General features: G+C 59.5%; 23 protein-coding genes and 1 pseudogene. 8 read left to right on the top strand and 16 right to left on the bottom strand.

The annotated features are described in order from the left end of the window. The 4 genes and pseudogenes from ACKLNA_RS28025 to ACKLNA_RS28040 form a co-directional block, all read left to right on the top strand. Positions 1-538: RNase A-like domain-containing protein (locus ACKLNA_RS28025; protein ID WP_408987752.1), on the top strand; the 538-nt coding region annotated here is incomplete at its 5' end. A gap of 61 nt (positions 539-599) precedes the next feature. Continuing rightward, positions 600-842: pseudogene (locus ACKLNA_RS28030) on the top strand (contact-dependent growth inhibition system immunity protein); the annotation flags it as partial. A gap of 136 nt (positions 843-978) precedes the next feature. Next, positions 979-1,365: a hypothetical protein gene (locus ACKLNA_RS28035; RefSeq protein ID WP_408987753.1), complete on the top strand. Its 387-nt coding sequence runs from the start codon at positions 979-981 to the stop codon at positions 1,363-1,365. Continuing rightward, entirely contained in the window at positions 1,365-1,781 is a 417-nt protein-coding gene (locus tag ACKLNA_RS28040) for a hypothetical protein (protein ID WP_408987754.1), read from the top strand. The genes ACKLNA_RS28035 and ACKLNA_RS28040 overlap by 1 nt, the downstream gene beginning before the upstream one ends. 89 nt (positions 1,782-1,870) lie before the next feature. On the opposite strand, the gene ACKLNA_RS28045 is transcribed toward ACKLNA_RS28040, so the two are convergent. Both ACKLNA_RS28045 and ACKLNA_RS28050 read right to left on the bottom strand, forming a co-directional pair. Continuing rightward, positions 1,871-3,661 carry a bifunctional diguanylate cyclase/phosphodiesterase gene (locus ACKLNA_RS28045; RefSeq protein WP_408987755.1) on the bottom strand — a complete coding sequence of 597 codons (1,791 nt, stop codon included), beginning with the start codon at positions 3,659-3,661 and terminating at the stop codon, positions 1,871-1,873. Between the two features lie 134 nt (positions 3,662-3,795). Beyond that, positions 3,796-5,880, bottom strand: a complete 2,085-nt coding sequence (locus ACKLNA_RS28050; protein ID WP_162803468.1) for a carboxy terminal-processing peptidase — start codon at positions 5,878-5,880, stop codon at positions 3,796-3,798. Between the two features lie 181 nt (positions 5,881-6,061). Here ACKLNA_RS28050 and ACKLNA_RS28055 point away from each other — a divergent pair, with 181 nt between their 5' ends. Next, complete coding sequence (locus ACKLNA_RS28055) at positions 6,062-7,024, top strand: zinc-binding dehydrogenase (protein WP_408987756.1); 963 nt, start codon at positions 6,062-6,064, stop codon at positions 7,022-7,024. Between the two features lie 45 nt (positions 7,025-7,069). Here ACKLNA_RS28055 and ACKLNA_RS28060 read toward each other — a convergent pair whose 3' ends face one another. From ACKLNA_RS28060 to ACKLNA_RS28085, 6 genes are all read right to left on the bottom strand, one after another. Next, a complete protein-coding gene (locus tag ACKLNA_RS28060) occupies positions 7,070-7,723 on the bottom strand; it encodes an HAD family hydrolase (protein WP_408987757.1) in 654 nt (217 codons plus the stop codon). A gap of 34 nt (positions 7,724-7,757) precedes the next feature. After that, positions 7,758-8,747 carry an ABC transporter ATP-binding protein gene (locus ACKLNA_RS28065; RefSeq protein ID WP_408987758.1) on the bottom strand — a complete coding sequence of 330 codons (990 nt, stop codon included), beginning with the start codon at positions 8,745-8,747 and terminating at the stop codon, positions 7,758-7,760. Beyond that, the gene (locus ACKLNA_RS28070) at positions 8,744-9,544 is read right to left on the bottom strand and encodes an ABC transporter permease (protein ID WP_114881981.1); all 801 of its coding nucleotides are present in this window, start codon (positions 9,542-9,544) and stop codon (positions 8,744-8,746) included. Before ACKLNA_RS28070 ends, ACKLNA_RS28065 begins: the two co-directional genes overlap by 4 nt. Beyond that, entirely contained in the window at positions 9,531-10,367 is an 837-nt protein-coding gene (locus tag ACKLNA_RS28075) for an ABC transporter permease subunit (RefSeq protein WP_170931592.1), read from the bottom strand. The genes ACKLNA_RS28070 and ACKLNA_RS28075 overlap by 14 nt, the downstream gene beginning before the upstream one ends. 5 nt (positions 10,368-10,372) lie before the next feature. Continuing rightward, positions 10,373-11,179, bottom strand: a complete 807-nt coding sequence (locus ACKLNA_RS28080) for an alkaline phosphatase family protein (protein ID WP_408987759.1) — start codon at positions 11,177-11,179, stop codon at positions 10,373-10,375. A 116-nt stretch (positions 11,180-11,295) separates the two neighbouring features. Beyond that, positions 11,296-12,360, bottom strand: a complete 1,065-nt coding sequence (locus ACKLNA_RS28085) for an ABC transporter substrate-binding protein (RefSeq protein WP_085710620.1) — start codon at positions 12,358-12,360, stop codon at positions 11,296-11,298. A gap of 351 nt (positions 12,361-12,711) precedes the next feature. Between ACKLNA_RS28085 and ACKLNA_RS28090 the strand changes: the two genes are divergently transcribed. Continuing rightward, a complete protein-coding gene (locus ACKLNA_RS28090; RefSeq protein ID WP_134825959.1) occupies positions 12,712-13,425 on the top strand; it encodes a UTRA domain-containing protein in 714 nt (237 codons plus the stop codon). A gap of 402 nt (positions 13,426-13,827) precedes the next feature. Here ACKLNA_RS28090 and ACKLNA_RS28095 read toward each other — a convergent pair whose 3' ends face one another. The 8 genes from ACKLNA_RS28095 to minC form a co-directional block, all read right to left on the bottom strand. Continuing rightward, the gene (locus ACKLNA_RS28095; protein ID WP_248744630.1) at positions 13,828-15,984 is read right to left on the bottom strand and encodes a mechanosensitive ion channel domain-containing protein; all 2,157 of its coding nucleotides are present in this window, start codon (positions 15,982-15,984) and stop codon (positions 13,828-13,830) included. A 76-nt stretch (positions 15,985-16,060) separates the two neighbouring features. Next, positions 16,061-16,237 carry a hypothetical protein gene (locus ACKLNA_RS28100; RefSeq protein ID WP_167443765.1) on the bottom strand — a complete coding sequence of 59 codons (177 nt, stop codon included), beginning with the start codon at positions 16,235-16,237 and terminating at the stop codon, positions 16,061-16,063. Between the two features lie 131 nt (positions 16,238-16,368). Then, entirely contained in the window at positions 16,369-17,658 is a 1,290-nt protein-coding gene (locus ACKLNA_RS28105; RefSeq protein ID WP_192553133.1) for a M18 family aminopeptidase, read from the bottom strand. A 76-nt stretch (positions 17,659-17,734) separates the two neighbouring features. After that, the gene (locus tag ACKLNA_RS28110; RefSeq protein ID WP_408987760.1) at positions 17,735-18,835 is read right to left on the bottom strand and encodes a hypothetical protein; all 1,101 of its coding nucleotides are present in this window, start codon (positions 18,833-18,835) and stop codon (positions 17,735-17,737) included. Positions 18,836-18,881: 46 nt separating this feature from the next. Further along, complete coding sequence (locus ACKLNA_RS28115) at positions 18,882-19,517, bottom strand: RluA family pseudouridine synthase (protein ID WP_408987761.1); 636 nt, start codon at positions 19,515-19,517, stop codon at positions 18,882-18,884. Between the two features lie 91 nt (positions 19,518-19,608). Beyond that, positions 19,609-19,863, bottom strand: coding sequence for a cell division topological specificity factor MinE (gene minE / locus ACKLNA_RS28120; protein WP_007960071.1), 255 nt, complete (start codon positions 19,861-19,863; stop codon positions 19,609-19,611). Next, positions 19,863-20,675, bottom strand: a complete 813-nt coding sequence (gene minD, locus ACKLNA_RS28125; protein ID WP_064378705.1) for a septum site-determining protein MinD — start codon at positions 20,673-20,675, stop codon at positions 19,863-19,865. Before minD ends, minE begins: the two co-directional genes overlap by 1 nt. Before the next feature lie 169 nt (positions 20,676-20,844). Continuing rightward, positions 20,845-21,582 carry a septum site-determining protein MinC gene (gene minC / locus ACKLNA_RS28130; RefSeq protein WP_085710676.1) on the bottom strand — a complete coding sequence of 246 codons (738 nt, stop codon included), beginning with the start codon at positions 21,580-21,582 and terminating at the stop codon, positions 20,845-20,847. Between the two features lie 116 nt (positions 21,583-21,698). Between minC and ACKLNA_RS28135 the strand changes: the two genes are divergently transcribed. After that, a complete protein-coding gene (locus ACKLNA_RS28135) occupies positions 21,699-22,631 on the top strand; it encodes a lipid A biosynthesis lauroyl acyltransferase (protein ID WP_085710628.1) in 933 nt (310 codons plus the stop codon). A gap of 35 nt (positions 22,632-22,666) precedes the next feature. Then, on the top strand, positions 22,667-23,839 hold the full coding sequence (locus ACKLNA_RS28140; RefSeq protein WP_408987762.1) for a patatin-like phospholipase family protein: 1,173 nt from the start codon (positions 22,667-22,669) through the stop codon (positions 23,837-23,839). The last annotated feature ends 20 nt before the right edge of the window (positions 23,840-23,859 follow it).

Raw genomic sequence — 23,859 nt, forward strand, 5'->3', positions numbered from 1 at the left:
GGTGGGACGGTACCTGACGCCGGATCCGGTGAAGCTGGCGGGCGGGTTGAACCAGTACCGGTACGTGCCGAATCCGACGGGGTGGGTGGATCCGTTGGGGTTGAGTTGTAACTGTCCAGGAGCCATTTCTGCTGAGGGGCCTTATAGCGAAATTGTTCCAGGTGGGGGCTTAGAGGCTCACGAGTCTCGAGGTGGGCATGCTATTGCGAGACATGTAGATAGGTCGGAGGCTCAACTCAGAGCTAGGCTAGCGGCCGAGCCGAACATACCTATTGCGTCAACATTTATAAATAGGTCAGAAGCTGAAGCTGCACTCTCGAATGTCATTAGAAACAACAAAGTGACAATTGATAATTTTTTGCAGGGTAATGCAAGCAAACTTGTAATTAATGAACAGGTGTCTACTCCTGCTGGGGTGGGTGTAGTGAGACAAAGCGGAAGGTTGGAACCTTTGTCTAGTATTAGATTGGTGTTGCGGCGAGATGCAGCTTCACCGCTTGGATACTTTATTTTGACGGGATTTGTAAATGACAATTGAAAATTTTCCTAGCCTGTTTCAGTTTCTCGGGGCCTATTTTCATGAGGACTGGATGTGCGAATTTGACTCGGCAGATGATGTTGTTAAATCTTTCATAGCGGAATCGGAAACTCGCGTACTTGAGAAGTTGGTAAAGGAAATCGATTCTCTTTTGTCGATGAAAATTTCAGAAAATGAAACTCGAGATTTTTTGCTGAAGAAGAATGGTTGTTGCTATTGCTACTGGAATGAGTGGCAAGACGGAAGCGCGTGGTTGAAGCACGTTTCTGTACTTGTTAGTGAGGGTTCGAATAATGATGTTTAAGTGCTTTTGGGTTTGTTAGTGGCTTTGTTATCCATTGAATAAGTAGGTGAATTTAAGAGGGGGTGGTGTTGTGGTTGAGCAGAATCGTAAAGTTTGTTTTTTATCAAGGGTTTTGTTTTGTTGTAAATGTATAGGGATGTTTATGATGCAAAGGGCGAAGCTTCTGGTTCAGGAAGTTGAAGAGTTGGCTAGTCATAAACAAGAATTAAATGAGGGGCCTGTTGCTAAAGTTGAAAAATTCCGAGGGGTTCATAGCTCTCGCTTTTTGAGTCATAGAGCGCAGAGGAATGCATATAACGAGGCTGTGACAAGAGAATCCAGAAAAATGCCCCGCTTCACAGGAGAGGATAGTATGGGGAATTTGGTAGTGAGAATGGAGACTGAAAATATTGGTGAGGGATATGAGCCAAATCCTGAAGAACCATCTGATCCACGCTACATCCCTGAAATGTATGGTTTTGAAATGAGGTTTGATTTCGAGACGTTGGAGCCTTGGGCTCTTTATCCGATTGAGAAAGCATAATGTTGATGCATCCTTACCTTGATATTCCTTATCGTCCACGGCTGTCTCACTTTCTCGGTGGCTTTGATATATATGATCGCGAGGAGAGCTTGGGTGAGACGCTGGCTGCGTACGATCCTGAGGATCCATCAGACAGAAGTATTTTAATCTCCAGGTACGTAATTACGCGGTTTTCTAAACTCAGCTATCGGCATAAATTCGTTTTGTTTGCCGTGTTGGGAGAGGCGCTTGAAAAAAGTGGTGATGTCTTTCAAGAAGTGCTGGAGCATGATCCATTCTCTCACTCCTTGCTACCAGACGGCTGGGATGAGATGAGTGATCCAAGGGCGTTTTTCGAAAGCATGTACTTTCAGTTGTCCGAAGCGTGGATAGACGAGCTTTACAAAGCCAGCCAAGAAGACTCATCAACTTGGTGACCAAGACTTGGTGCTCGCCGCGATTTTTTTAAGTTTTGTTGGTATTCATAGGGTGAAGATGCTGGTTGCACGAATTCGGTTATGTCGAATTACCGATGTCCGAGTGTAAGTGCTTCTGCAGGTGGCTGCGCGAACAGGCTATCAATCACATGCAAACTATACCCCGGCGCATTCTTAGCATGATGCTTCGCCTGCGAAGCCATCTCCGCCAACTGGCTGGCATCCAGTTGCGCACACGCTTCAGGATGCAAATGCACCACGCCAATGGACAATGACAACAACGGAAACTCCTGCCGAATGCCTTGGCGATTCGGCGCAACAAAACACCCAGCCTCAAGATGTTCAGGGCGGTAGAAGCGACGGCATTGGCTCTGGAAATCATCAAGCAATTGGTTCAGCCGTTTGCGCCAATCCTCCGGACCCAGCACCAACAGAAAATCATCCCCACCAATATGCCCGACGAAATCGCGGGACGGGTCTACACGTTCGTTCAGGCATTGCGCCAGACACAACAACACCTCATCCCCACGCCCATACCCGTAGATATCGTTAAAGGGCTTGAAGCTGTCGATGTCGACATAGCAAATAACCGACTCCCGTCCCTGTTGCAGCAACCGTGTCAGGCATTGCTGGATCGGTACGTTACCGGGTAGCAGAGTCAGTGGGTTGGCATACCGGGCCTGCTGAATTTTCAGCTCGGTAATCAGTTTGAGCACGTCAATCACCCGACCCAATCCCAGATAGCTGCCGTTGAGGGTGATGATGAAATCTTCTTCGATGCGTTGTCGGGCGCGGCTGGTGATCAGGCGGCTGACCTGTTGCAGCGACTGGCTCATTTCCACGGCGAGGAAGTCGTCGTTCATCAGGCGGCTGATCGGTTTGCGGGCGAACAGGTCGGTGGCGAATGGTTTGAGCAAGGCATCGGACAATGAATGGCGATGCACGATGCCGCAGGGCTGGCCTTGTTCGTCCAGCACCGCCAGCGAGTTCAGGTTGGCCTGGCGGCGAAACGCTTCGAGGACGGTGGCGGTGGGCGTGTCGCGATTCACGGCCGGCTGATCGTTGAGGAGGGCGCTGAGGTCGCTGCCTTCGTCATTCAGCGCGACGGCGCTGCTGTCGTGTTTGGGCATCAAGGCCCGGGCGTCGCGTGGCGGGTGTTCCTGCGGACGCCCGAGCAGGTAGCCCTGCACCAGATCAACGCCCATTTCGGTCAGCACCGCCAGCTCTTCCGGCAGTTCGATACCTTCGGCAATCACCTGCGCCCGGGAGGCCTTGGCGATTTGCAGGATCGATCCGACGAACTCGCGTTTCAACGCATCCTGGTGAATGCCGTCGATAAAGTGCCGGTCGATCTTCACGTAATCCGGCCGCAGCTCCGACCACAGGCGCAGACTTGAATAACCCGCGCCAAGATCGTCCAGTGCAATCGAAAAACCCATTGCCCGGTAGTGATGCAGCGCAGTTTGCAGCAACTGGAAGTCATCGATTGGCGTCTGCTCGGTGAGTTCGATCACCACCTGGCTTGGCGGAATACCGAAATCCTGCAGCAGTTGCAGCGTGCGCCCCGGCTGGTGCGCGGCTTCAAGCAGGGATTCGGGAGAGACGTTGAGAAACAGCTTGCCCGGCAATTGCTGTTCGTTGAAACGGCGGCAGGCGCTTTGGCGGCAGGCGATTTCCAGTTCGCTCAAACGCCCGGCCTGACGAGCCACGGCGAACAGGGCGATGGGGGAGTGCAGCGGGCTGTTGGACGGGCCGCGAGTCAGGGCTTCATAACCGAGAATCCGTCGTTCAGAGAGGCAAATGATCGGCTGGAACAGGCTGTGCAAACCGCTTTGAGTCAGGATCGAGCTCAAGGCACTCAGCTGTTCGGTCGTGGTCATGGCAATCTCTGGCGATAAAAAAAGGACTGGGAGCGCTCTCGATGAAGAGAACCGCTCCCAGTCCTTTATTGCACGACAGAATGATGACTGTTTGATGACGATCCGGGGATCGTCACCATTAAATTGCCATCACCTTACTTCTTGGCCACCTGATTGCTCAGCTTCAGGTAATCCAGCAGCACGCGCCCGGTCTCGCTCAGGTAGGCGTCGTCTTCCGGTTTGACCTTGTCCGGCTCGGCTGCCGCGAGGGCGTCGTCGTCTTCTTTCTTCAGCTCTTTGAGCGGTTCTTCGCCTTTGGCCTTGCGACGGATGTTTTCCATCGCCAGTTGCTTGGCGTCGATGTCGGCGTGCTGGGCACGACGATCGGCTTCATTGAGGCTGACGGTTTTCTCTTCCAGCAGCTTCTGCGCCAGGGCCAGCTTGTCGCGGATGAACACGAACTCCGCGTCCTTGGCCGAACGGGCGTCATGCTCGGACTTGAGCTGGGCCAGATACGGCTTGAACGGGTCGACCGCCGGTTTGATCGCCGCGCGGATGGTGTCCCACGGCATGGCTTCCGGCAGGGCGCTCTCGCCGATTTCCTTGGTGTCGATGATCGACGGGTAGTCGATATCCGGCAGTACACCCTGATGCTGGGTGCTCTGACCGGAAACCCGGTAGAACTTGGCCAGGGTCAGTTTCAGTTCGCCATGGTTCAGCGGCTGAATGGTCTGCACGGTGCCTTTGCCGAAGGTCTGGCCACCGATGATCAGCGCGCGGTGGTAGTCCTGCATGGCGCCGGCGAAGATCTCCGAAGCCGAGGCGGACAGGCGGTTGACCAGCAATGCCATCGGGCCTTTGTAGAACGCGCCCGGGTTTTCGTCTTCAAGCACATCGACCCGGCCATCGGCGTTACGCACGAGCACGGTAGGGCCCTTGTCGATGAACAGGCTGGTCAGCTCGGTGGCTTCCTGCAGGGAACCGCCGCCGTTGTTGCGCAGGTCGATGACCACGCCATCGACTTTCTCTTTCTGCAGTTCGGTCAGCAGTTTCTTGACGTCGCGAGTGGTGCTCTTGTAATCCGGATCACCGGCACGGAACGCCTTGAAGTCCAGGTAGAAGGCCGGAATCTCGATCACGCCGAGCTTGTAGTCCTTGCCGTCCTGTTTGAGGCTCAGGATGGATTTCTTCACGGCCTGGTCTTCGAGCTTCACCGCTTCACGGGTGATCGGCACGATCTTGCTGGTCTGGTCGTTCGGCGCATTGCTGGCCGGGATGACTTCCAGACGCACCACGGTGCCTTTCGGACCACGGATCAGCTTGACCACTTCGTCCAGGCGCCAGCCGACCACGTCGACCATCTCTTTGTTGCCCTGGGCAACGCCGATGATCTTGTCGGCAGGAGCAACTTGCTTGGTCTTGTCGGCAGGACCTGCCGGCACCAGACGCACGACCTTCACCTGATCGTTGTCGCTCTGCAACACGGCGCCGATGCCCTCGAGGGACAGGCTCATGTTGATGTCGAAGTTTTCCGCGTTATCCGGCGACAGATAGTTGGTGTGCGGATCGTAAGACATGGCGAAGGTGTTGATGTACGCCTGGAAGATGTCTTCGGCACGGGTCTGGTCCAGACGCGCCAACTGGTTCTTGTAGCGCTTGGTCAGGGTTTCCTGGATCTGCTTCGGCTCTTTGCCGGCGATCTTCTGCCGCAGCACTTCGTCCTTGACGCGTTTGCGCCACAGGTCGTCAAGTTCGGCGGTGGACTTGAGCCACGGGGCGTCCTTGCGATCGATCAGCAAGGTTTCCTTCGTGGTGAAGTCCATCTTGTCGACGCCCTTGTCCAGCTCGGCGATGGCGAAGTCCAGACGCGCCTTCACGCGGTCCAGATAACGTTTGTAGATGGTGAAGCCGGCGTTGAGGTCGCCGCTCTTGAGGAAGTCGTCGAACTGGTACTTCCACTTGTCGAATTCGGCGATGTCGCTGGCCATGAAGTAGCTGCGCGACGGGTCCAGCAGCTTGATGTAGCTGTCGTAGATGATCGCCGAGCGCGCATCGTCGAGCGGCGGCTTGCTGTAGTGGTGGCGCTTGAGCAACTCGACGACGTTCAGACTGGCAATCACTTCATCGCGATCAGGCTGCAACTTGTCCCAGCTGTTGGCTGCGAATGTGCTGCCCGACACCGGCAAGAGGCCGATACCGATGAAAAGAGCGAGGGCGGTGCTGGGGAGCAGATGCTTCATGCTGATTCGACGCGGGGACAATTGATAACGCATATTAGGCCGTCTTTGAAGTCGCCGGTACCTCTACGCTCTGTACGATAACTGCTGTTCAGCGATCGTTCAGACCCCAGGGCCGGTCGCATAATGCAAAAAGCCCGGCGCTACAGCTTCGGGCTCAGTCCAGACTCACTATGGAGGCACTGTGAAGGCATTGCAAGGCGTTGAAGGTCAAGTGGCATGGGTTGATGAGCCGAGTCCTGCGTGTGATGTAGGACAAGTTCGCATCCGGGTGGCGGCAGCCGGCCTCAATCGCGCGGATTTATTACAGAAGGCGGGGCTTTATCCACCGCCGCCGGGTGCCAGTCAGGTGCTGGGGCTTGAATGCTCCGGAGTGATCAGCGAAGTCGGTGCCGGCTCATCCTGGCAGGTCGGTGATCGGGTCTGCGCCTTGCTGGCCGGGGGCGGGATGGCCGAAGAAGTGGTCGTCGACGGGAGGCATGTGCTGCCGGTTCCGGAAGGTGTGTCGCTGACCGAAGCGGCTGCACTGCCCGAGGTGTACGCGACGGTCTGGCTGAATGTGTTTCAACTCGCTGCGCTCAAACCGGGTGAGAAAGTTCTTCTGCATGCCGGCGCCAGTGGCATCGGTTCCGCCGCCATTCAACTGTGCAAGGCGTTTGGCAATCCGTGCTGGGTCAGCGTCGGATCGGCCGAGCGTTTGGCCTATTGTGAAGCGCTGGGCGCCCAGGGCGGTGTGGTGCGCACTGACGATCTGGAAAGCCTGCGAGACTTCGGGCCGTTCGATGTGATCCTGGACCCGGTCGGTGGCAATTACTCGGCGCTGAATCTGAAGCTGATGGCTCAGGACGGGCGCTGGGTGCTGATCGGCCTGATGGGTGGCCGCGAAGCGAAACTGGATCTCGCCCAGGTGCTGGCCAAGCGTGTGCAACTGCTGGGCTCGACCCTGCGCAGCCGTGACGATCAGTTCAAGGCGGATCTGTTCAGCGATCTGAGCCAGCATGTGTGGCCGCTGTTTTCCGAAGGGCGCCTGAAACCGCAACTGGCCAGGACTTTTGCGATCAAGGACGCCGAAGCGGCGTTCGCCGAGCTGGCGAGCAACACGGTCGCCGGGAAGCTGGTACTGGTGATCGACGACAGCCTGAGCTGATCATCGAGGCTTGTGGGAGCAAATGTGCTCCCACAAGACAATCGCTTACTTCCAGAGATGGATCGGCCAGCCAGCTTTCTCGGCCTGCTCGCGCAACACCGGATCCGGATTGACCACATGCGGGTAATCCACTTTCAGCAGCAGCGGAAGGTCATTGCGTGAGTCGGAATAGAAACTCGCGCCCTCAAGGTTTTCCTCTTCGGCGTCCAGCCACTCCAGCAAACGGGTGATCTTGCCTTCGCGGTAGGTCAGGGTGCCCACGGTGTGGCCGCTGTACACGCCATGGGCCACTTCCAGCTCGATGCCCAGAACTTCATCGATGCCCAGTCGTTCGGCAATCGGTTTGACCAGGTGTGTGCCCGAGGCCGAGATCACCAGAATCCGGTCACCGGCCTTGCGGTGGGCGGCGATGGTTTTGGTCGCGTCACTGAAGATGATCGGTTCGATGAAGTCTTCCACCCAAGGCCCGACCAGATGCTCGACTTCTTCCGGGGTGCGACCGATCAGCGGTTCGAGGCTGAACTCCATGTAGTCTTCCATGCGCAACTTGCCATGGCTGTAGGCGTCCATCAGCTCGTTGTTCTTGCGCATGAACGACTCGGGATCGACCCAGCCCAGGCGGCCCATCTGCTCGCTCCAGAGGGTGGCGCAGTCGCCGTGGATCAGGGTTTCGTCCAGATCAAAAATTGCCAGGGCCATCAGTGCAGTTCTCTCTTCAACGTCAGCAAAGTCATCAGGCTACCTCACACAGGGCCGTCGGATCGATGGAAAGCGCCAGGCGCTGACCGTCGGGATGCAGATCCGCCGCCGAACGGTTGAGCACATCCACCACCAGTTCCACGCCCCGGGCCTCGATGCGGTAGCGGATCACGTTGCCCAGCAGGCTGTGGCTGCGAATCTGCGCATCGAGTTCACCGTTCAGACTCAGTTCGATGGCCTCCGGGCGAATTGCGATGCGGTGGCTGATCGGCCGCTGCAACAGCTTCGAGGCACTCTCGGCATCCAGCAGGTTGTAGTTGCCGATGAAGCCGGCGGCGAACACGTCGACCGGTGCGGTGTAGAGGGTTTCGGCATCGCCGCTTTGTACGATCTTTCCCTGATTCATCAGGAAAATCCGGTCAGACATGGTCAGGGCTTCTTCCTGATCGTGGGTGACGAAGATCGTGGTCAGGCCGAGTTCGCGCTGGATCTGACGGATCTGTTCACGCAGGTGTTTGCGAATCCGGGCATCGAGGGCCGACAAGGGTTCATCCAGCAACAACAGGCGCGGACGGGTGACCAGCGAGCGGGCGAGGGCGACACGCTGACACTGACCGCCGGAGAGTTGATGCGGATAACGACTGGCGAAGTCGTTGAGTTCAACCAGTTTCAACGCCTCGGTGACACGCTTGTGGCTGTCGTCGGCGTTGACCTTCTGCATGCGCAAACCGAAGGCGACGTTCTGCTCCACGGTCATGTTGGGAAACAGCGCGTAGCTCTGGAACACCATGCCGATCCCGCGTTTCTGTGGCGTCAGCGGGACGATGTCGACGCCGTCGAGCAGGATTTTGCCGCCATCCACTGGTGTCAGGCCGGCGATGCAGCGCAGCAGCGTGGACTTGCCGCAACCGGACGGTCCGAGCAGGGTGACGAATTCACCTTTCTGGATTTCGCAGTTGATGTCGCTGAACACCGTGGTGCCGGCGTAGTTTTTCTGAAGGTGTTGGACGCTGACATAGCTCATTCGCTTTTGTCCTTGTTCAAGATGTTGGCGACCCAGGTCAGGACCAGCACGAAAAAGAAGTAGGAAATCACCAGTGCGCTGGTGAAGTGACCGCTGCTGTTGCGCATGTTGTTGAGGTAGACCTGCAGGGTTTCGTAGCGGGTACCGACCAGGATGTTGGCGAACACGAACTCACCGAACAGGAACGAGAACGACAGCAGCAACGCGACCATCAGGCCTTTGCGCAGGTTCGGCAGCACCACCAGAAACGCCGCCTGAAAGGTGCTGGCGCCAAGCAGTTGGGCGGCATCCATCAGGTCGCGCAGGTTGATCGCCTGCAGGTTGTTGGTGATCGCCCGGTACATGAACGGCAGCGCCACGGTGAAGTAGCAACCGATCAGGATCCACGGCGTGCCGACCATCGCGAACGGTCCGGAACCATAGAGCTGCAACAGCCCCACCGACGACACCACCGGCGGCACCGCGAAGGGCAGCAGGATCAGGATGTTCATCAGCGCATCGAGTTTCGGGAAGTGGTAATGCACCACGAACAGCAGCGGCAGGATCAGCACCACCGAGAGGAACAGCGCGCCGACGCAAACCAGCAGCGACTGGCCGAAGGCGTGCAGGAAGCGCGGATCGCTCCACAACTGGATGTACCACTTGAAGGTGAAACCGCTGGGTAGCACGGTGGCCGACCAACTGCTGGCAATCGAATAGATCAGAGTGCCCAGCAGTGGCAGCAGCAGAATGGCGAACAGCAGGTAAACCACGACGCGGTGGTAGACGCCGGCCGGGCCGGATTCAGCGCGAGACATGGTAGCTCCTCTTCAGCAGCAGTTGATGCACGACGGTCACCAGAGTCATCAGCGCCACCAGCACCACGGCCAGGGCGCTGGCCAGGTTCGGATCGAGGGAAATGTCGCCGGAGACCATCGCCGCAATGCGGATCGGCAACACGTTGAAGTTGCCGGTGGTCAGCGCGTACACCGTGGCATAGGCGCCGAGGGCGTTGGCCAGCAGGATCACGAAGGTGCCGAGCAGGGCCGGGGTCAGCACCGGCAGGCCGATGTGGCGCCAGAACTGCCAGCCGTCAGCGCCGAGCAGCGCGGCGGATTCACGCCAGTCTTCACGCAGCGCATCGAATGCCGGGTACAGCAGCAGGACGCCCAGAGGAATCTGGAAGTAGGTGTAGAGGATGATCAGCCCGGTTTTCGAATACAGGTTGAAATCCTGAATGATCCCGGCCTGTTTCAGCATGATGGTGATGCTGCCGTTGAAGCCGAGCAGGATGATGAACGCAAAGGCCAGGGGGACGCCGGCGAAGTTGCTGGTCATGTTGGCGAAGGCGTTGACGAAATTGCGCAGTTTCGAATCGACCCGACGCAGGGAGTAGGCGCCGAGCACCGCGATGATGATCCCGAATACGCTCGACCAGAAACTGATTTCGAGGCTGTACTGGATCGCTTGCAGATAGAACTTCGAATTGAAGATCTTGCTGAAATTGGCGAACCCCCAGCCGAACTCTTCCGATTGCAGGCTGTTGATCATCACCCAGATCAGCGGGGCGATTTCGAACACGATAAAGAACAGCGCAAAAGGCACCAGGCACAGGGCGGCCAGCCATTTGCCGCGAGTCATTGAGTTCACTTGAGCAACTCCCGGCACACAGGTTTGTCGTGGGGTACGCCGAGCAACTCGCAAACGGTGCCGCAGAGGTCGGTCTGCTTCGGCGTGGCGTCGGCGTTCAGGCTGAAGGCATCACCGAGCACGAACAGCGGCACCTGGCGTTCTTCCGGCAGCAGGCCGTTGTGCGAGCGGTCGTTGTTCATGCCGTGGTCGGCGGTCACCAGCACCTGATAACCGGCGTCGAGCCAGCCTTGCAGGTAGTCGGCGAGGATGATGTCGGCACTGCGTGCGCTGTTACGGTATTGCGGGGTGTCGAGGCCGTGCTTGTGGCCGGCGTCGTCGATGTTCATCGGGTGGATCAGCAGAAAGTCCGGGGCGTGGCGCAGGCGCAGGTTTTCGGCGTCGGCGAACAGGTGCGAGTCCGGATAGTGATCGTTCCAGTAAAAATGGCCGTGCTGGATCGGCAGCGCCGGATCATCGGTATGACGATCCCGTGCGGCCACGAACGGCGAGCGGTTGTAGAGCTCGCTGACCCAGTGGTACGCCGCAGCAGCGGTTTTCAGACCGGCATCGCGGGCGTAGTGATAGATGCTGCGTTGGTTGGACAGGCGCGAGACGTTGTTGTGGACGATGCCGCTGTCGATCGGTGGCACGCCCGTGAGGATGCATTCGTAAAGCGGTCGGGACAGGGCCGGCAGCTCGCACTCCAACTGGTAGAGCGCGGCGCGTCCTGCGCCAACGTAAGCCTGCAGATGCCCCATGGCGTGACACGCGACCTCGTAATTGAGGCCGTCGAGCACGACAAGGATGACGTTGTGCTTCATAGGGGCAAAAACTCCGCGAAACAGATCAGATTTTGAATTCAACGCAGATTCCCCTGTGGGAGCGAACTCGCTCCCACAGGGGATCTTCAGTAACCCCGAAAACGGGATCTACAGCATCACTTCATTTCTACGATGACTTCTTCGTTCCACTTCTGCGGCAGAGCCTTGGAGGTTTTCTCCCACGCATCGGCGTCCTTGATCGGCGTGACCTTCTTGTACTGCTCGTTCGGCAGCAGCTTGGCTTTCACGTCTTCCGGCAGGGTCAGGTGCTCGGCGCGGATCGGGCGAGCGTTGCCACGGGCGAGGTTGGTCTGACCGGCGTCGCTGAAGATGTATTCGCGGGTCAGCTTGGCGGCGTTCGGGTTCTTCGCGTATTTGTTGATGATGGTGGTGTAGCCGGAAATCACCGAGCCGTCGGACGGGATCAGCACCACGTAGTCATCCGGGTTGGCCATCTTGGCCTTGTAGCTCAGGCCGTTGAAGTCCCAGACCACGCCGACTTCGATCTCGCCTTTTTCCATGGTGGCGATGGTCGGGTTGGCCATCGACAGGCGACCCTGCTTGGCGATGTCTGCGAACAGCAGCAGGGCAGGCTGGATGTTTTTCTCGTCGCCGCCGTTGGCCAGCGCAGCGGCCAGTACGCCGTTGGCAGCCTGGGCGGCGGTGCTCACGTCACCGATGGAAACCTTGTATTTGCCGCCCTTGAGGTCAGCCCATTTGGTCGGTACTTCGGAGCCGTGCAGCAGCTTCTTGTTGACGATGAAGGCGATGGTTCCGGTGTAGGCCAGCGCCCAGTTGCCGTCCTTGTCCTTGGCCCATGCAGGCACTTGATCCCAGGTGGTCGGCTTGTACGGTTGCACCACGCCTTGCTTGACCGCGATCGGACCGAAAGCGGCGCCAACGTCGCCGATGTCGGCGGTGGCGTTGTCTTTCTCGGCGGCGAACTTGGCGATTTCCTGGGCCGAGCTCATGTCGGTGTCGATGTGTTTCAGGCCGTAGGTCTTGGCCAGGTCTTCCCAGGTGCCTTTCCAGTTGGCCCAGTCATCGGGCATGCCGACGCTGTTGACGGCGCCTTCCGCTTTCGCAGCGGCTTCGAGGGTTTTCAGATCATCAGCCGCCATGGCGGCGGTGCACATGGCAATGGTCGAGCCTAACAGTGTTGCCAGGAAAAGCTGTTTCATTCCGAAGCTCCTTGGTCGTGTTCAACGCTGCGATTGCGGTTTGTGTTGGTCTAGGTCAGCAATACCTGAGCCAATGTAGGGGGGCTGGATGACACTTTGATGTCGGCGGATGCCTGACCAGCGATTATTTTCTCCGGTATCTACGACTGCCCGGTAAGCGTAGACCACCCTCAAAGTGCCGGCTGGCAAGGGACTTGGCCGATGTATTGCAAGTTGTCAGCGCGACCGCTCGGTAGTTTTGTCATCTCTCGGTCATCTGCACTGCCTAGGCTTGCAGCACGACCGAACGACGCAATAGTCGTGCGGTTTTGCCCCGAAACAGTGCTGGTCTAGTCCAGATAGGTAACGTTGATGCGCGATGAGGCAACAAAAGCGGTGACAGCCATTGGGCAGATCCTTCAGGAGCAGCTCGACCACGGTTTGCTCGTGGCGGGCAGCAAGTTGCCGGCCGAGCGCAAGCTCAGCGAGTTGTTCGGCACGACACGGATCACTGTGCGTGAAGCCTTGTTGCAACTGGAGGCGCAAGGGCAGATTTATCGCGAGGAGCGCCGGGGCTGGTTCGTGTCGCCACCGCGACTGGCCTACAACTTGATGCAGCGCAGTCACTTTCACGCGATGGTCAGTGCGCAGGGGCGGGTGCCGTCGACCGAGGTGATTTCGGCGCGGCTGCAACCGGCGTCAGCGGCGGTGTGTGCGTGGTTGCAGTTGCCGGCGTTGTCGAGCGTGATTCAGATCTGCCGGTCGCGGCGGATTGACGGGCGGCTGGTGTTGTATGTGGAGCATTATCTGAATCCGCAGTATTTCCCGGGGATTCTGGAGTTTGATTTGAATCAGTCGATCACCGAGCTGTATGCGCGGCATTACGACTTGCACTATGGGCGGGTGCGGTTTGAGATCGTGCCGACGTCGTTGTCGGTGGATGCGGCGGCGGCTTTACGGGTTTCGGTGGGGAGTCCGGGGTTGCGGATTGCCCGGGTCAATTATGATCAGTCGGGGCGGTTGATTGATTGTGATCTGGAGTTTTGGCGGCATGATGCGATTCACGTTGGCGTTGACGTTGTTTGACCTTGACCTTGGCGGCCTCTGGGCCGACCAGGTTTTGGGTTGATTGGGGTGAATATCCGTTGCTTCGGGTGTGGCGGCTGACGGTTTCGCCCTTACGGCGAGTCACTTTGGCAGACGCCCCAAAGTAACCAAAATGCTGGGCCCCGGCGTTCGGCCCCTCGCTGAGGCTCGGGGTTCCTTCGCTCCGGAATTCATCCGGGGGCATCGCCTACGGTTTGCTTCGCTGCACCTCCTCTCGATGTGTTTGGCTTCGCCAAACGGCGCTGCGCGCCTACCCCCGGATGAATCCCTCCACTCAGCCTTCCGATGGGGCCGACACGTCAAAAGCGGTACTCGAGCTAACGCTCATCGTGTTGAGTGGTGGGAGCTGGCCTGTCAGCGAAGAGGGCTTTGATGGTGGCCCTATTCTTGAGTTTGGCCGCCACCTGCGGTAATCACCTGCACATTCATCCTCGGCGTCGCCAGATCCAGTCCGGCCTCGTCCAGATGTCGTTTCAGCGACAAATTGAATGCCCGTGAAACTTCCCACTGTTTGATCGGGGCGGTCTTGAAGCGGGCGCGTAATATCGCGTTGCCCGATTCAAAACTTTCCACACCCTGAATCTCCAGAGGCGACCAGATGTTGCGGCGCTGCAGCGGGTCGGTGCGCATTTTCTGGCCGACTTCGCGCATCAGTTTGATCGCTTCGTCGATGTTCATGTTGAACGGCACTGCAACGCGGAAGATCGCGTAGCCGAACTCCCGGGAGTAGTTCTTGATGCTTTTGATTTCGCTGAACGGGATGGTGTGGACGATGCCGTCGATGTCCCGCAGGCGTACGGTGCGGATGGTCAGGCCTTCGACTGTGCCGAGGTGCCCGCCGACGTCGACGTAGTCGTCGATGGCCAGGGAGTCTTCGATGATGATGAACAGGCCGGTGATCAGGTCGGCCACCAGTGACTGCGCGCCGAAGCCGATGGCCAGGCCGATTACACCGGCACCGGCCAGCAGGGGCGTGACGTTCATGCCCATGTTCGCCAGGGCGACGATCAGGGCGATGATGAAGATCGCCACGAACAGTACGTTGCGGATCAGCGGCATCATGGTTTGTGCGCGGGCGTTGGCCAGGCCTTTGCGTGAGCGGGTGAGGGCGTGGTGGACGGCGGTGTCGCTGAGGATCCAGATCAGCCAGGCGAAGATCAGCGTGCCGATCAGGCTGAATAGTTTGACGCTGATGTCGTGGCCTTCGCCTTCGGTGAAGCCGATCAGCGACATGCCCCAGACCCGCAGGCCGAGTTCGATGAAGGCCAGCCACACCAGCAAATGGGCGAGGGTGTAGAAGAAGCTTTTCAGGCGTTCGGAATACAGCGCGTGGCGTTTTGGCCCGCGTTGGGGTTTGAGGGCGTGGCGGCGGACGAGGCCGTTGATGACCATGCACAACACCAGCAGCACGGTGCAGATCAGCGACTGACGCAAGGCCGTGCTGGTATCGCCGGCGGAGACGAAGGTGGCGAACAGGGAAATCCCCACCAGTACCAGCGCCGGTACATACCAGAAGGTACCGAGGATATCGATGGTGTCGCTGAGGGCGCGGCGGGTCAGGCGGCGGGACAGTGGCTGGTTGCGGATCAGGTGGGCGATGGGGCGACGGAAGCGCAGGATGAACAGGCCGGTCGAGAGCGCCGCCAGCACATTGGTGACGGTAGCGGCGGTGTGGGCCAGGTGTACGCCCAGACCAGCAACCAGGCGCGGATCGTTCAGCCCCTCACCGAATGCGGCGAAGCTGCCGATCAGCCACAGCGGGCGGAAGGCCTGATGCCGCAGGATGTACAGCGCACGGTGGCGGTGCGGGCCGTCGAGTACGGAAAAGGCGATCACGCAGATCGCCGAGAAACAGGTGCCGACCACCAGTGCGTAAGCCAGCACCATCGCCAGGCTTTTGCCCAGGGACGATGGCAGCGCGTAGCTCATGTAGACGGTGATGACCAGTGCGATCATCCATGGTCCGAGCTTGCGCAGGGCGAAGCGCAGCATGTCGAGGGCCCGGGGGTGTTGCGGCAGTTCTTCGGTCAGGCCGAAGCGCATGCGTACCCGGTGGCCGAGCCAGATCAGCGCGGCGGCCAGCAGGCTCCAGACCATCAGGATCATGGCGAAGCCGAAGATGATCGGCAGCCATTCGCTGGCCGGCATTATCAGGGCGGACAGTTCGTCTTTGGCCAGTTCGAATTCGGCGGACCAGCGATTGAGCGGGCTGTCGCTGCCGGTGAACTGTTTTTCGAAATTGGCCAGGGTGCCGCCGATCAGGCCCAGCACGCCTTCTTCCGGGGTGGCCTGGGCTTTTTTCGTGGCGTCGCGCAGTTTTTTCAGGTCGCCCAGCAACTGGGTGCGCTGCTGATCGTTTTCCAGGGATTTGATGACTTCGTCGAGTGACTGGCCGAGCGGTTCCTGGGCTTCCGGTTGCGCCTTGTTCGAGCCATTGAGCAGGCCGGGCAGACTCACCGCGTGGGCAGGCGCCGACGGCAGCAGCGTCATCAGGCAGACGAGGAAGAGACAGGGCAGAGCAAAGAAACGAGCGAACACTAGGCGGTCAACCTCGCAAGGGGCGGATCGGGCGAGTGTACGAGTCCGCCAGAATCAATGCGAGCCGGGCGCGGATTTATTCGTTGAGTTTGGCGAGGATCTTGTAGACCACGGTGGCGAGGATCATCAGCATGCCGATCCACATGGCGAGCACGCCGGCGTTCTTGTCGCGGAAGTTGAAGCCGATCGCCAGCAGAATCATTCCGGACAGGATCGGAATGAGCATGGAGTGGAACGCAGACATCGAGATCATGGCGACAGCCTTGTCGAAGGGGATGACTTGAGTCTAGGTCGCTTTTTGCCGACCGGTGGTGATGTGTATCAGAAATGAGCCGGTTTCGCAGGGCAGGGGATCGCAACGCGGAGTTGCGATCCCCATGGTTTCTACGGCAGTTCGCGGCAGGCGTAGAACGCGCTCAGTACTTTCACCAGATGCGCCAGGTCATGGCTGCCGCACAGTTCGCGGATCGAGTGCATGGCGAACGTCGGCAGGCCGATGTCGACGGTGCGCACGCCCAGGTGGCTGGCGGTGATCGGGCCGATGGTCGAGCCGCAGCCCATGTCGCTGCGCACCACGAAGCTTTGTACCGGGACTTCTTCGGCCATGCACAGGTGACGGAAGAAACCGGCGGTTTCGCTGTTGGTGGCGTAGCGCTGGTTGCTGTTGACCTTGATCACCGGGCCGGCGTTGAGTTTCGGGCCGTGGTTGGCGTCGTGCTTCTCGGCGTAGTTCGGGTGTACGCCGTGGGCGTTGTCGGCCGAGACCAGCAGGGATTTCTGAATGGTGCGGACGAATTCGTCACCTTCGGGCAACAGGCGACGCAGGGTCTGTTCCAGCATCGGGCCGTCGGCGCCGCAGGCCGAGCAGGAGCCGACTTCTTCGTGGTCGTTGCACACCAGCACGCAGGTTTCTTCGGTGTCGGCGGTCAGCAGGGCTTGCAGGCCGGCGTAGCACGACAGCAGGTTGTCGAGGCGGGCGCCGGCGATGAAGTCACCGTTCAGGCCGATGACCGCAGCGCTCTGGGTGTCATAGAAGCTCAGCTCGTAATCGAGCACCACGTCGGCATTCAGACCGTGCTCGCGAGCCAGTTGATCGGTCAATACTGCGCGGAAATCCACGCGTTCGTCACCGGCGAACTGCGCGAGAATCGGCGGCAGTTCGGTCTGGGCGTTGATGGCCCAGCCCTGGTTGGCTTCACGATTGAGGTGAATCGCCAGGTTGGGAATGATCGCGATCGGGGCCTTGAAGTCAATCAACTGGCTCTCGACCTTGCCGTCGCGGCGGAAGGTGACGCGGCCGGCCAGCGACAGGTCGCGGTCGAACCACGGCGCCAGCAGCGCGCCGCCGTAGACTTCGACGCCCAGTTGCCAGAAGCCCTGGCGTTGCAGTTCAGGTTGCGGCTTGACCCGCAGGCACGGGCTGTCGGTGTGGGCGCCGACGAGACGGATGCCGTCGTGCAGCGGGGAGTTGCGGCCCATCTTGATCGCGACGATCGAGGAGTCGTTACGGGTGACGTAGTAACGGCCATTGGCTTCGGTGTGCCAGGTCTCGCGCTCGTCGAGGCGCACATAACCGGCGGCCTCCAGGCGTTGAACAAGGCTGGCGGTGGCGTGGAACGGGGTAGGTGAGGCCTTGAGGAAGTCGATCAGGCCTTGGTTCAACTCTTCGCGCATAAGAAGCTCCAGACAGCAATGGGCGGGAGTTTAACGCATCGGCCTGATGCTTGGGACATGACATGTACCGCTCGCGTCAACGAGCGGCGGCCACGCGTTTTTTCAGGTAGGACATGATGACTTTTTCGTCTTCGGTTTTTTCCGGGCGGGGCAGTTGTTGCGGCCAGCGGTTCTGGTTCAGGAGCTTTTTCTGACGGCTTTCGTCCCAGCGCAGAATCTCTCGCGAGGCACATTCCCACCATTCATGGCGACAGGCGCTGTAGTACGGATGATCCGGGGCGGCGCTGCCGTACAGCAGATCGCGACCAACCTTGCGCAGGGTGCCTTTCTGGTTGCGCAGCTTCCATTTGATTTTCAGGCGCTGCCACGCAGACGGGAACGGTTTGACCCGCGGCACGTCCTTGCATAGATCCACCAGCCGCTGGCTGAACTTTTCGCCGTGCTGGGCGAAGAAGAACGCCTGCATCGCGTGGAAAAAGCGCTTTTCCGCAAAGTAGTGATAGATGTACTTGCGGGCCTCGACCACCGGCCGTTTGCGCATGGCGAACGACAGGGCGACCTGTTCGATGGTATGGATCTCGAAACCGTCGGCCGTCCATTCGTCGATCAGGCGGATCGACTCCTCGAACAATGCTCCGTCGCTGTAGGTCACACCGCAGAGCCCGCTGTTGTAGAGCTTGAAGCCGTTTTCCGGGGTGACGCCATGGGCACCGAGATCGCGGCCGAGCTTCAGGTAATCTTCGCGCTCGAAGACATCTTTCCAGTCGTATTCGAAGCGATCCATCACCGATTGCTCGGGGGTGATGTGCGGGAACAGGCGATTCGGGTCGCTGGTGAACAGGGTGTCGGTGTCGACGAACAAGGTCTTTTCGGCAAGTTGCAGGCCGGCGGCGATGGCGCAGGCCTTGCGTCGGTGGTGATAGCCGTTGTGGCCTTGCCAGCGAGTCAGTGTCGGTTCGTCGAGCAGCACGGTATCGACCGGCCAGCCTTCGTAGTCCTGCGGCCGGTCAGTGAGGATCCTGATCGCCGGACGTTTGCCGGTCTTGGCCTGAGACAGGGCGGTCAGGATGCTGAACTTGGCTTCGCGCCGGTAAACATCCTGGTTGCCGTAAATCAGGTAAAGCAGTTGGTGACGGGTCTTCTTGACGGGTGTTGCCAGGGAATCAGTACAACTCATCCGGAACATAATCCTTTAAAACAGGCGACTGCCGGTCAGGCAGTGCTTAAAACGGAGCCGGGCATTCGAAGCGCAAGCGTTCGCCGGACTGTGGGTGGGTGAAGCTGAGCATGCTGGCGTGCAGGCACAGACGCGGCCAGGCGGCGAGGGCTTGTTCGTGAGCGTAGAGCCCGTCACCGAGCAACGGATGACCGATGGACAGCATGTGTACGCGCAACTGGTGCGAACGGCCGGTGATCGGCGTCAGCTCGACGCGGCACCAGTCGCCGCAACGTTCCAGAACGCGCCAGAAGGTCAGGGCGTGTTTGCCGAATTCGTGGTCCACCACATGGCGTGGTTTGGTCGGCGGGTCGTAGCGCAGGGGCAGGTCGATGCTGCCGCTGTCCAGTTCCGGCTGGCCCCAGGCCAGGGCGGTGTAGGCCTTTTCGGTTTCGCGATCGTGAAACTGCCGCGACAGTTCGCGGTGGGTATCGGCGTCGCGAGCGAGCAGGATGATGCCGGAGGTTTCCCAGTCCAGACGATGGACGATACGTGCTTCCGGGTAGCCGTTTTCCTGCAGGCGGGTGATCAGGCAGTCCTTGTTGTCATCGGCCCGGCCGGGCACCGAGAGCAACAGGGTCGGTTTGTTCACCACCAGTACGGCGGCGTCCTGATAAATGATTTGGACGTTGGACAGCGGCATTAAAACAGCCTCGTAACAAATGCCAACGGCGGCTCAGGGCCCTTCCTGTATCGGAGGGGTCCTGAGCCGCCGTCGTTCCTGCCGGATCGACTCAGCGATCTGGCAGGGTGATGTTGAGTTCCAGAATCGAGCAGCTGCCCTGGCTTTCCAGTGCCACGTGTACGTCGTCGTTGCCGATGTTGACGTACTTGCGGATCACTTCCACCAGTTCCTTCTGCAAGGATGGCAGGTAGTCAGGGGTGCTGCGCTGGCCGCGTTCATGCGCCACGATGATCTGTAGACGCTCTTTCGCGACCGAGGCGGTACTTGGCTTTTTGTTGGCACGAAAGAAGTCAAAAAGGTTCATTACCTACCTCCAAACAGACGCTCGAAGAATCCCTTCTTCTCGACATTCAGGAACCGGTGTTCTTTTTCCTTGCCCAGCAAGCGATCAACGGTATCGCTGTAGGCCTGGCCGGCGTCGCTCTGGTCGTCGAGGATAACCGGGACGCCCTGGTTGGAAGCCTTGAGCACGGCCTGGGATTCCGGAATGACACCCAGCAGGCGCACGGCGAGGATTTCCTTGACGTCTTCAACGCCAAGCATTTCGCCTTTTTCGACGCGTTCCGGGTGGTAGCGGGTGATCAGCAGGTGTTCCTGGATCGGCTCCTCGCCGCGTTCGGCGCGACGGGACTTGCTGGCCAGCAGGCCGAGCATGCGGTCCGAGTCACGTACCGAGGAGACTTCAGGGTTGGTCACGACGATTGCTTCGTCAGCGAAGTACATGGCCAGGTGGGCGCCTTTCTCGATGCCCGCCGGGGAGTCGCAGACCACGAACTCGAATTGTTCCTTGAGCTCCATCAGGACTTTTTCCACGCCTTCCTGGGTCAGCGCGTCTTTGTCGCGGGTCTGGCTGGCGGCCAGCACGTAGAGGTTTTCCAGGCGCTTGTCTTTGATCAGGGCCTGTTGCAGGTTGGCTTCGCCGTTGACCACGTTGACGAAGTCATACACCACGCGGCGCTCGCAACCCATGATCAGGTCGAGGTTACGCAAGCCCACGTCGAAGTCGACGATCACTGTTTTGTGGCCGCGCAGAGCGAGGCCGGTACCGATAGCGGCGCTGGTGGTGGTCTTACCCACACCACCCTTGCCGGATGTAACCACGAGAATCTTGGCCAAGGTGTTTCACCCCTAAGGAAGAAGGACTGTTCAGCCCCTGAAAAACATCTCTTGAAAACTACTGCAGTCGGACAGCCTTGGCTGGAATTCGGCTTTTGGCCTTTTTCCTACTTCGTTTGAGCCGTTTTCGCTACGTTTTAGAGATGCTTGGAAAATGCGGCAGTATCCGTTAAAGCCGAATGATGTTCAACACGTCGCCCGACAGGCTGACCTGTACGCCCGAACCCCACATCGGATCGCGACGCAGGTCTTCGGAAACCTTGTAATGGCCTGCGATGGAGATCAGTTCAGCGCTCAATTGCTGACAGAAAATCCGCGCCTTGGTGTCACCCTTGACCCCGGCCAGCGCACGACCGCGCATCGGGCCGTATACATGGATGTTGCCATCGGCGAGAAGTTCCGCCCCCGGACTGACCGAGGAAACCACCACCAGATCGCCACCTTGCGCATATATCTGTTGGCCACCACGTACTGGCGTGGTGATGACTCGGGTCGGTTTGACGGTCGGCTCCGGCGGCTTTTCCGGTTTCTTCGGTGCAACGGGTTCGGCGGTTTCCAGCGGCCGTTCACGGGCGCCGGACGGCGGCAGCACCGGAATGTCGATGGCGATGGCGGCGGCGATGTCTTCGATGCGGCTGGCGCGGATCGCCAGGGTGCGCAGGCCGTGCTGGCGACACACGCGCATCAGGCCCGGCAGATCGACCGCGCCTTCGCTCGGCGGCAGCTTGTCCAGCGCCAGAACCAGCGGCGCGTTGCTGAAGAAGTTCGGTGCCTGGGCGACTTTGGCGGCCAGTTGCCGATCGAGGCTGTCCAGGTCGTTACGGGACAGTTCGAGCACCGTGATGGCGAGCATGCTGCCCTTCAACTGGAACACGGGATCTTGGTCTGGCGATTCGTTTTGGCTCATGTCGGCATACAACGGCTTGTCACTAAAAGTGCCGAGACTTATAACGAGAACGCCCGCCAGCCGCAAGCCGGGCTGAACGATGTAGAATGCGCGGCCACTTATTTACGGAAGCTTTAATGGATCGCCCGCGTTTTCGAAAAGCATTTCTTGCTCCACGCTTCTGGCCGCTCTGGTGCGGCCTCGGGCTGTTGTGGCTGACGGTGCAGTTGCCCTATCCGGCATTGCTGGCCATCGGTCGTTTTCTTGGCGCCCTGATGTATCGCTTCGCCGGCGACCGGCGGCGCATTGCCAAGCGCAATCTGGAACTGTGTTTCCCGGAAAAATCCGCCGCCGAGCGCAAACGCCTGCTCAAGGAAAACTTCGCCTCCACCGGCATCGCGTTCTTTGAAATGGCGATGAGCTGGTGGTGGTCCCGTCAGCGTCTGGCAAAACTGGCCCATGTCGAAGGCCTCGAGCACCTGCAAAAGGCCCAGCGCGAAGGCAAGGGCGTGATTCTGATGGCGGTGCATTTCACCACCCTGGAAATCGGCGCGGCGCTGCTCGGCCAGCAGCACACCATCGACGGCATGTACCGCGAGCACAAGAACCCGCTGTTCGATTTCATCCAGCGTCAGGGCCGCGAGCGGCACAATCTCGATTCGCTGGCGGTGGAGCGCGACGACGTGCGCGGCATGCTCAAGCTGCTGCGTTCCGGGCGCGCGATCTGGTACGCGCCGGATCAGGACTACGGCGCCAAGCAAAGCATCTTCGTGCCGCTGTTCGGCATTCAGGCTGCGACGGTCACCGCCACCAGCAAGTTCGCCCGACTGGGCAAGGCGCTGGTGGTGCCGTTCACTCAGGAGCGTCTGGCCGACGGCAGCGGCTATCGTCTGGTGATCCATCCACCGCTGGAGGGTTTCCCTGGCGAAACCGAAGAAGCCGATTGCATCCGCATCAATCAGTGGGTCGAAGGCGTGTTGCGTGATTGCCCCGAGCAATACCTGTGGGCGCACCGGCGCTTCAAGAGCCGTCCGCCGGGCGAGCCGAAGCTGTACGCCAAACGTCGTTGATTCACCCCATCCCATAAGCACCACGGAGCGTTGCGATGAGCCCAACTGAACCGGTCACAGGTTTGATTCTTTCCGGCGGCGGGGCTCGGGCGGCGTATCAGGTGGGGGTGCTGGCGGCGATAGCCGAATTGCTGCCGCTGGGCGCGGACAATCCGTTCCCGGTGATCGTCGGTACCTCGGCCGGGGCGATCAACGCAGTCAGTCTCGCCAGCGGCGCCACGGACTTTCGCGCCGCCATCGAACGCCTGACCCTGTTCTGGCAAGGCTTTCGCAGCCACCGCGTGCTGCGCAGCGACTGGCCGGGGGTGATCCGTCAGGCCAGCCGCTTCGTCAGTCACAGTTTGCTGGGCATGGGCCGGCACTTGCCGGTGGCGCTGCTCAACAGCTCGCCGCTGCGGCATCTGCTCGATGAAAAACTGCACATGCCCGGCATCGCCGAATCCATCGCCCGCAAGCAATTGCATGCGGTGGCTGTAACCGCGTTCGGCTACGAATCCGGACAAGCGGTAACCTTCTATCAGGGCGGCGGCACCATCGACTCATGGTTGCGTCATCGGCGCATCGGAGTGCCGACGCAACTGACCGTGGAGCACTTGCTCGCCAGTTCGGCGATCCCGCTGTTGTTCGCGCCGGTGAAAATCGGCGAGGAATACTTTGGTGATGGCGCGGTGCGGCAATCGGCGCCGATCAGCCCGGCGCTGCACCTGGGCGCGAGCCGGGTGCTGGTGGTGGGTGTCAGCGGCAACCCGCGCGGTTTCGATCCGGCACAACCGCTGGAGCGCACTTATACCGGTCAGCAGCCGACGCTGGCGCAGATCGGCGGGCACATGCTCAACAGTACGTTCATTGACAGCCTGGAAAGCGATATCGAGCTGCTTCAGCGTCTGAACCAGTTCAGCCATTTGATGCCCGAAGGCACGCCGATACGCACGCTGGGCGTGGCGCCGGTGGAGGTGCTGGTGATTTCGCCAAGCCAGCCAATCGATGAAATCGCGGCACGGCATCGTCAAGAACTGCCGGCGGCGTTGCGGCTGTTCTTGCGTGGGCCGGGGGCGACCAAAACGAGCGGGGCAGGGGTGTTGAGTTATTTGCTGTTCGAGGCGGGGTATTGCAGCGAATTGATCGATCTTGGGCGGCGCGATGCACTGGCCAAGCGCGATGAGCTGTGCCGGTTTCTCGGGATTGGCGAGGCGGTGGTTCCGGCCTGAAACAGATGGCGCCCGGGTGG

Origin of the sequence: Pseudomonas sp. UV AK001, assembly GCF_046097675.1 — a bacterium.
GTDB classification, from domain to species: domain Bacteria; phylum Pseudomonadota; class Gammaproteobacteria; order Pseudomonadales; family Pseudomonadaceae; genus Aquipseudomonas; species Aquipseudomonas kribbensis.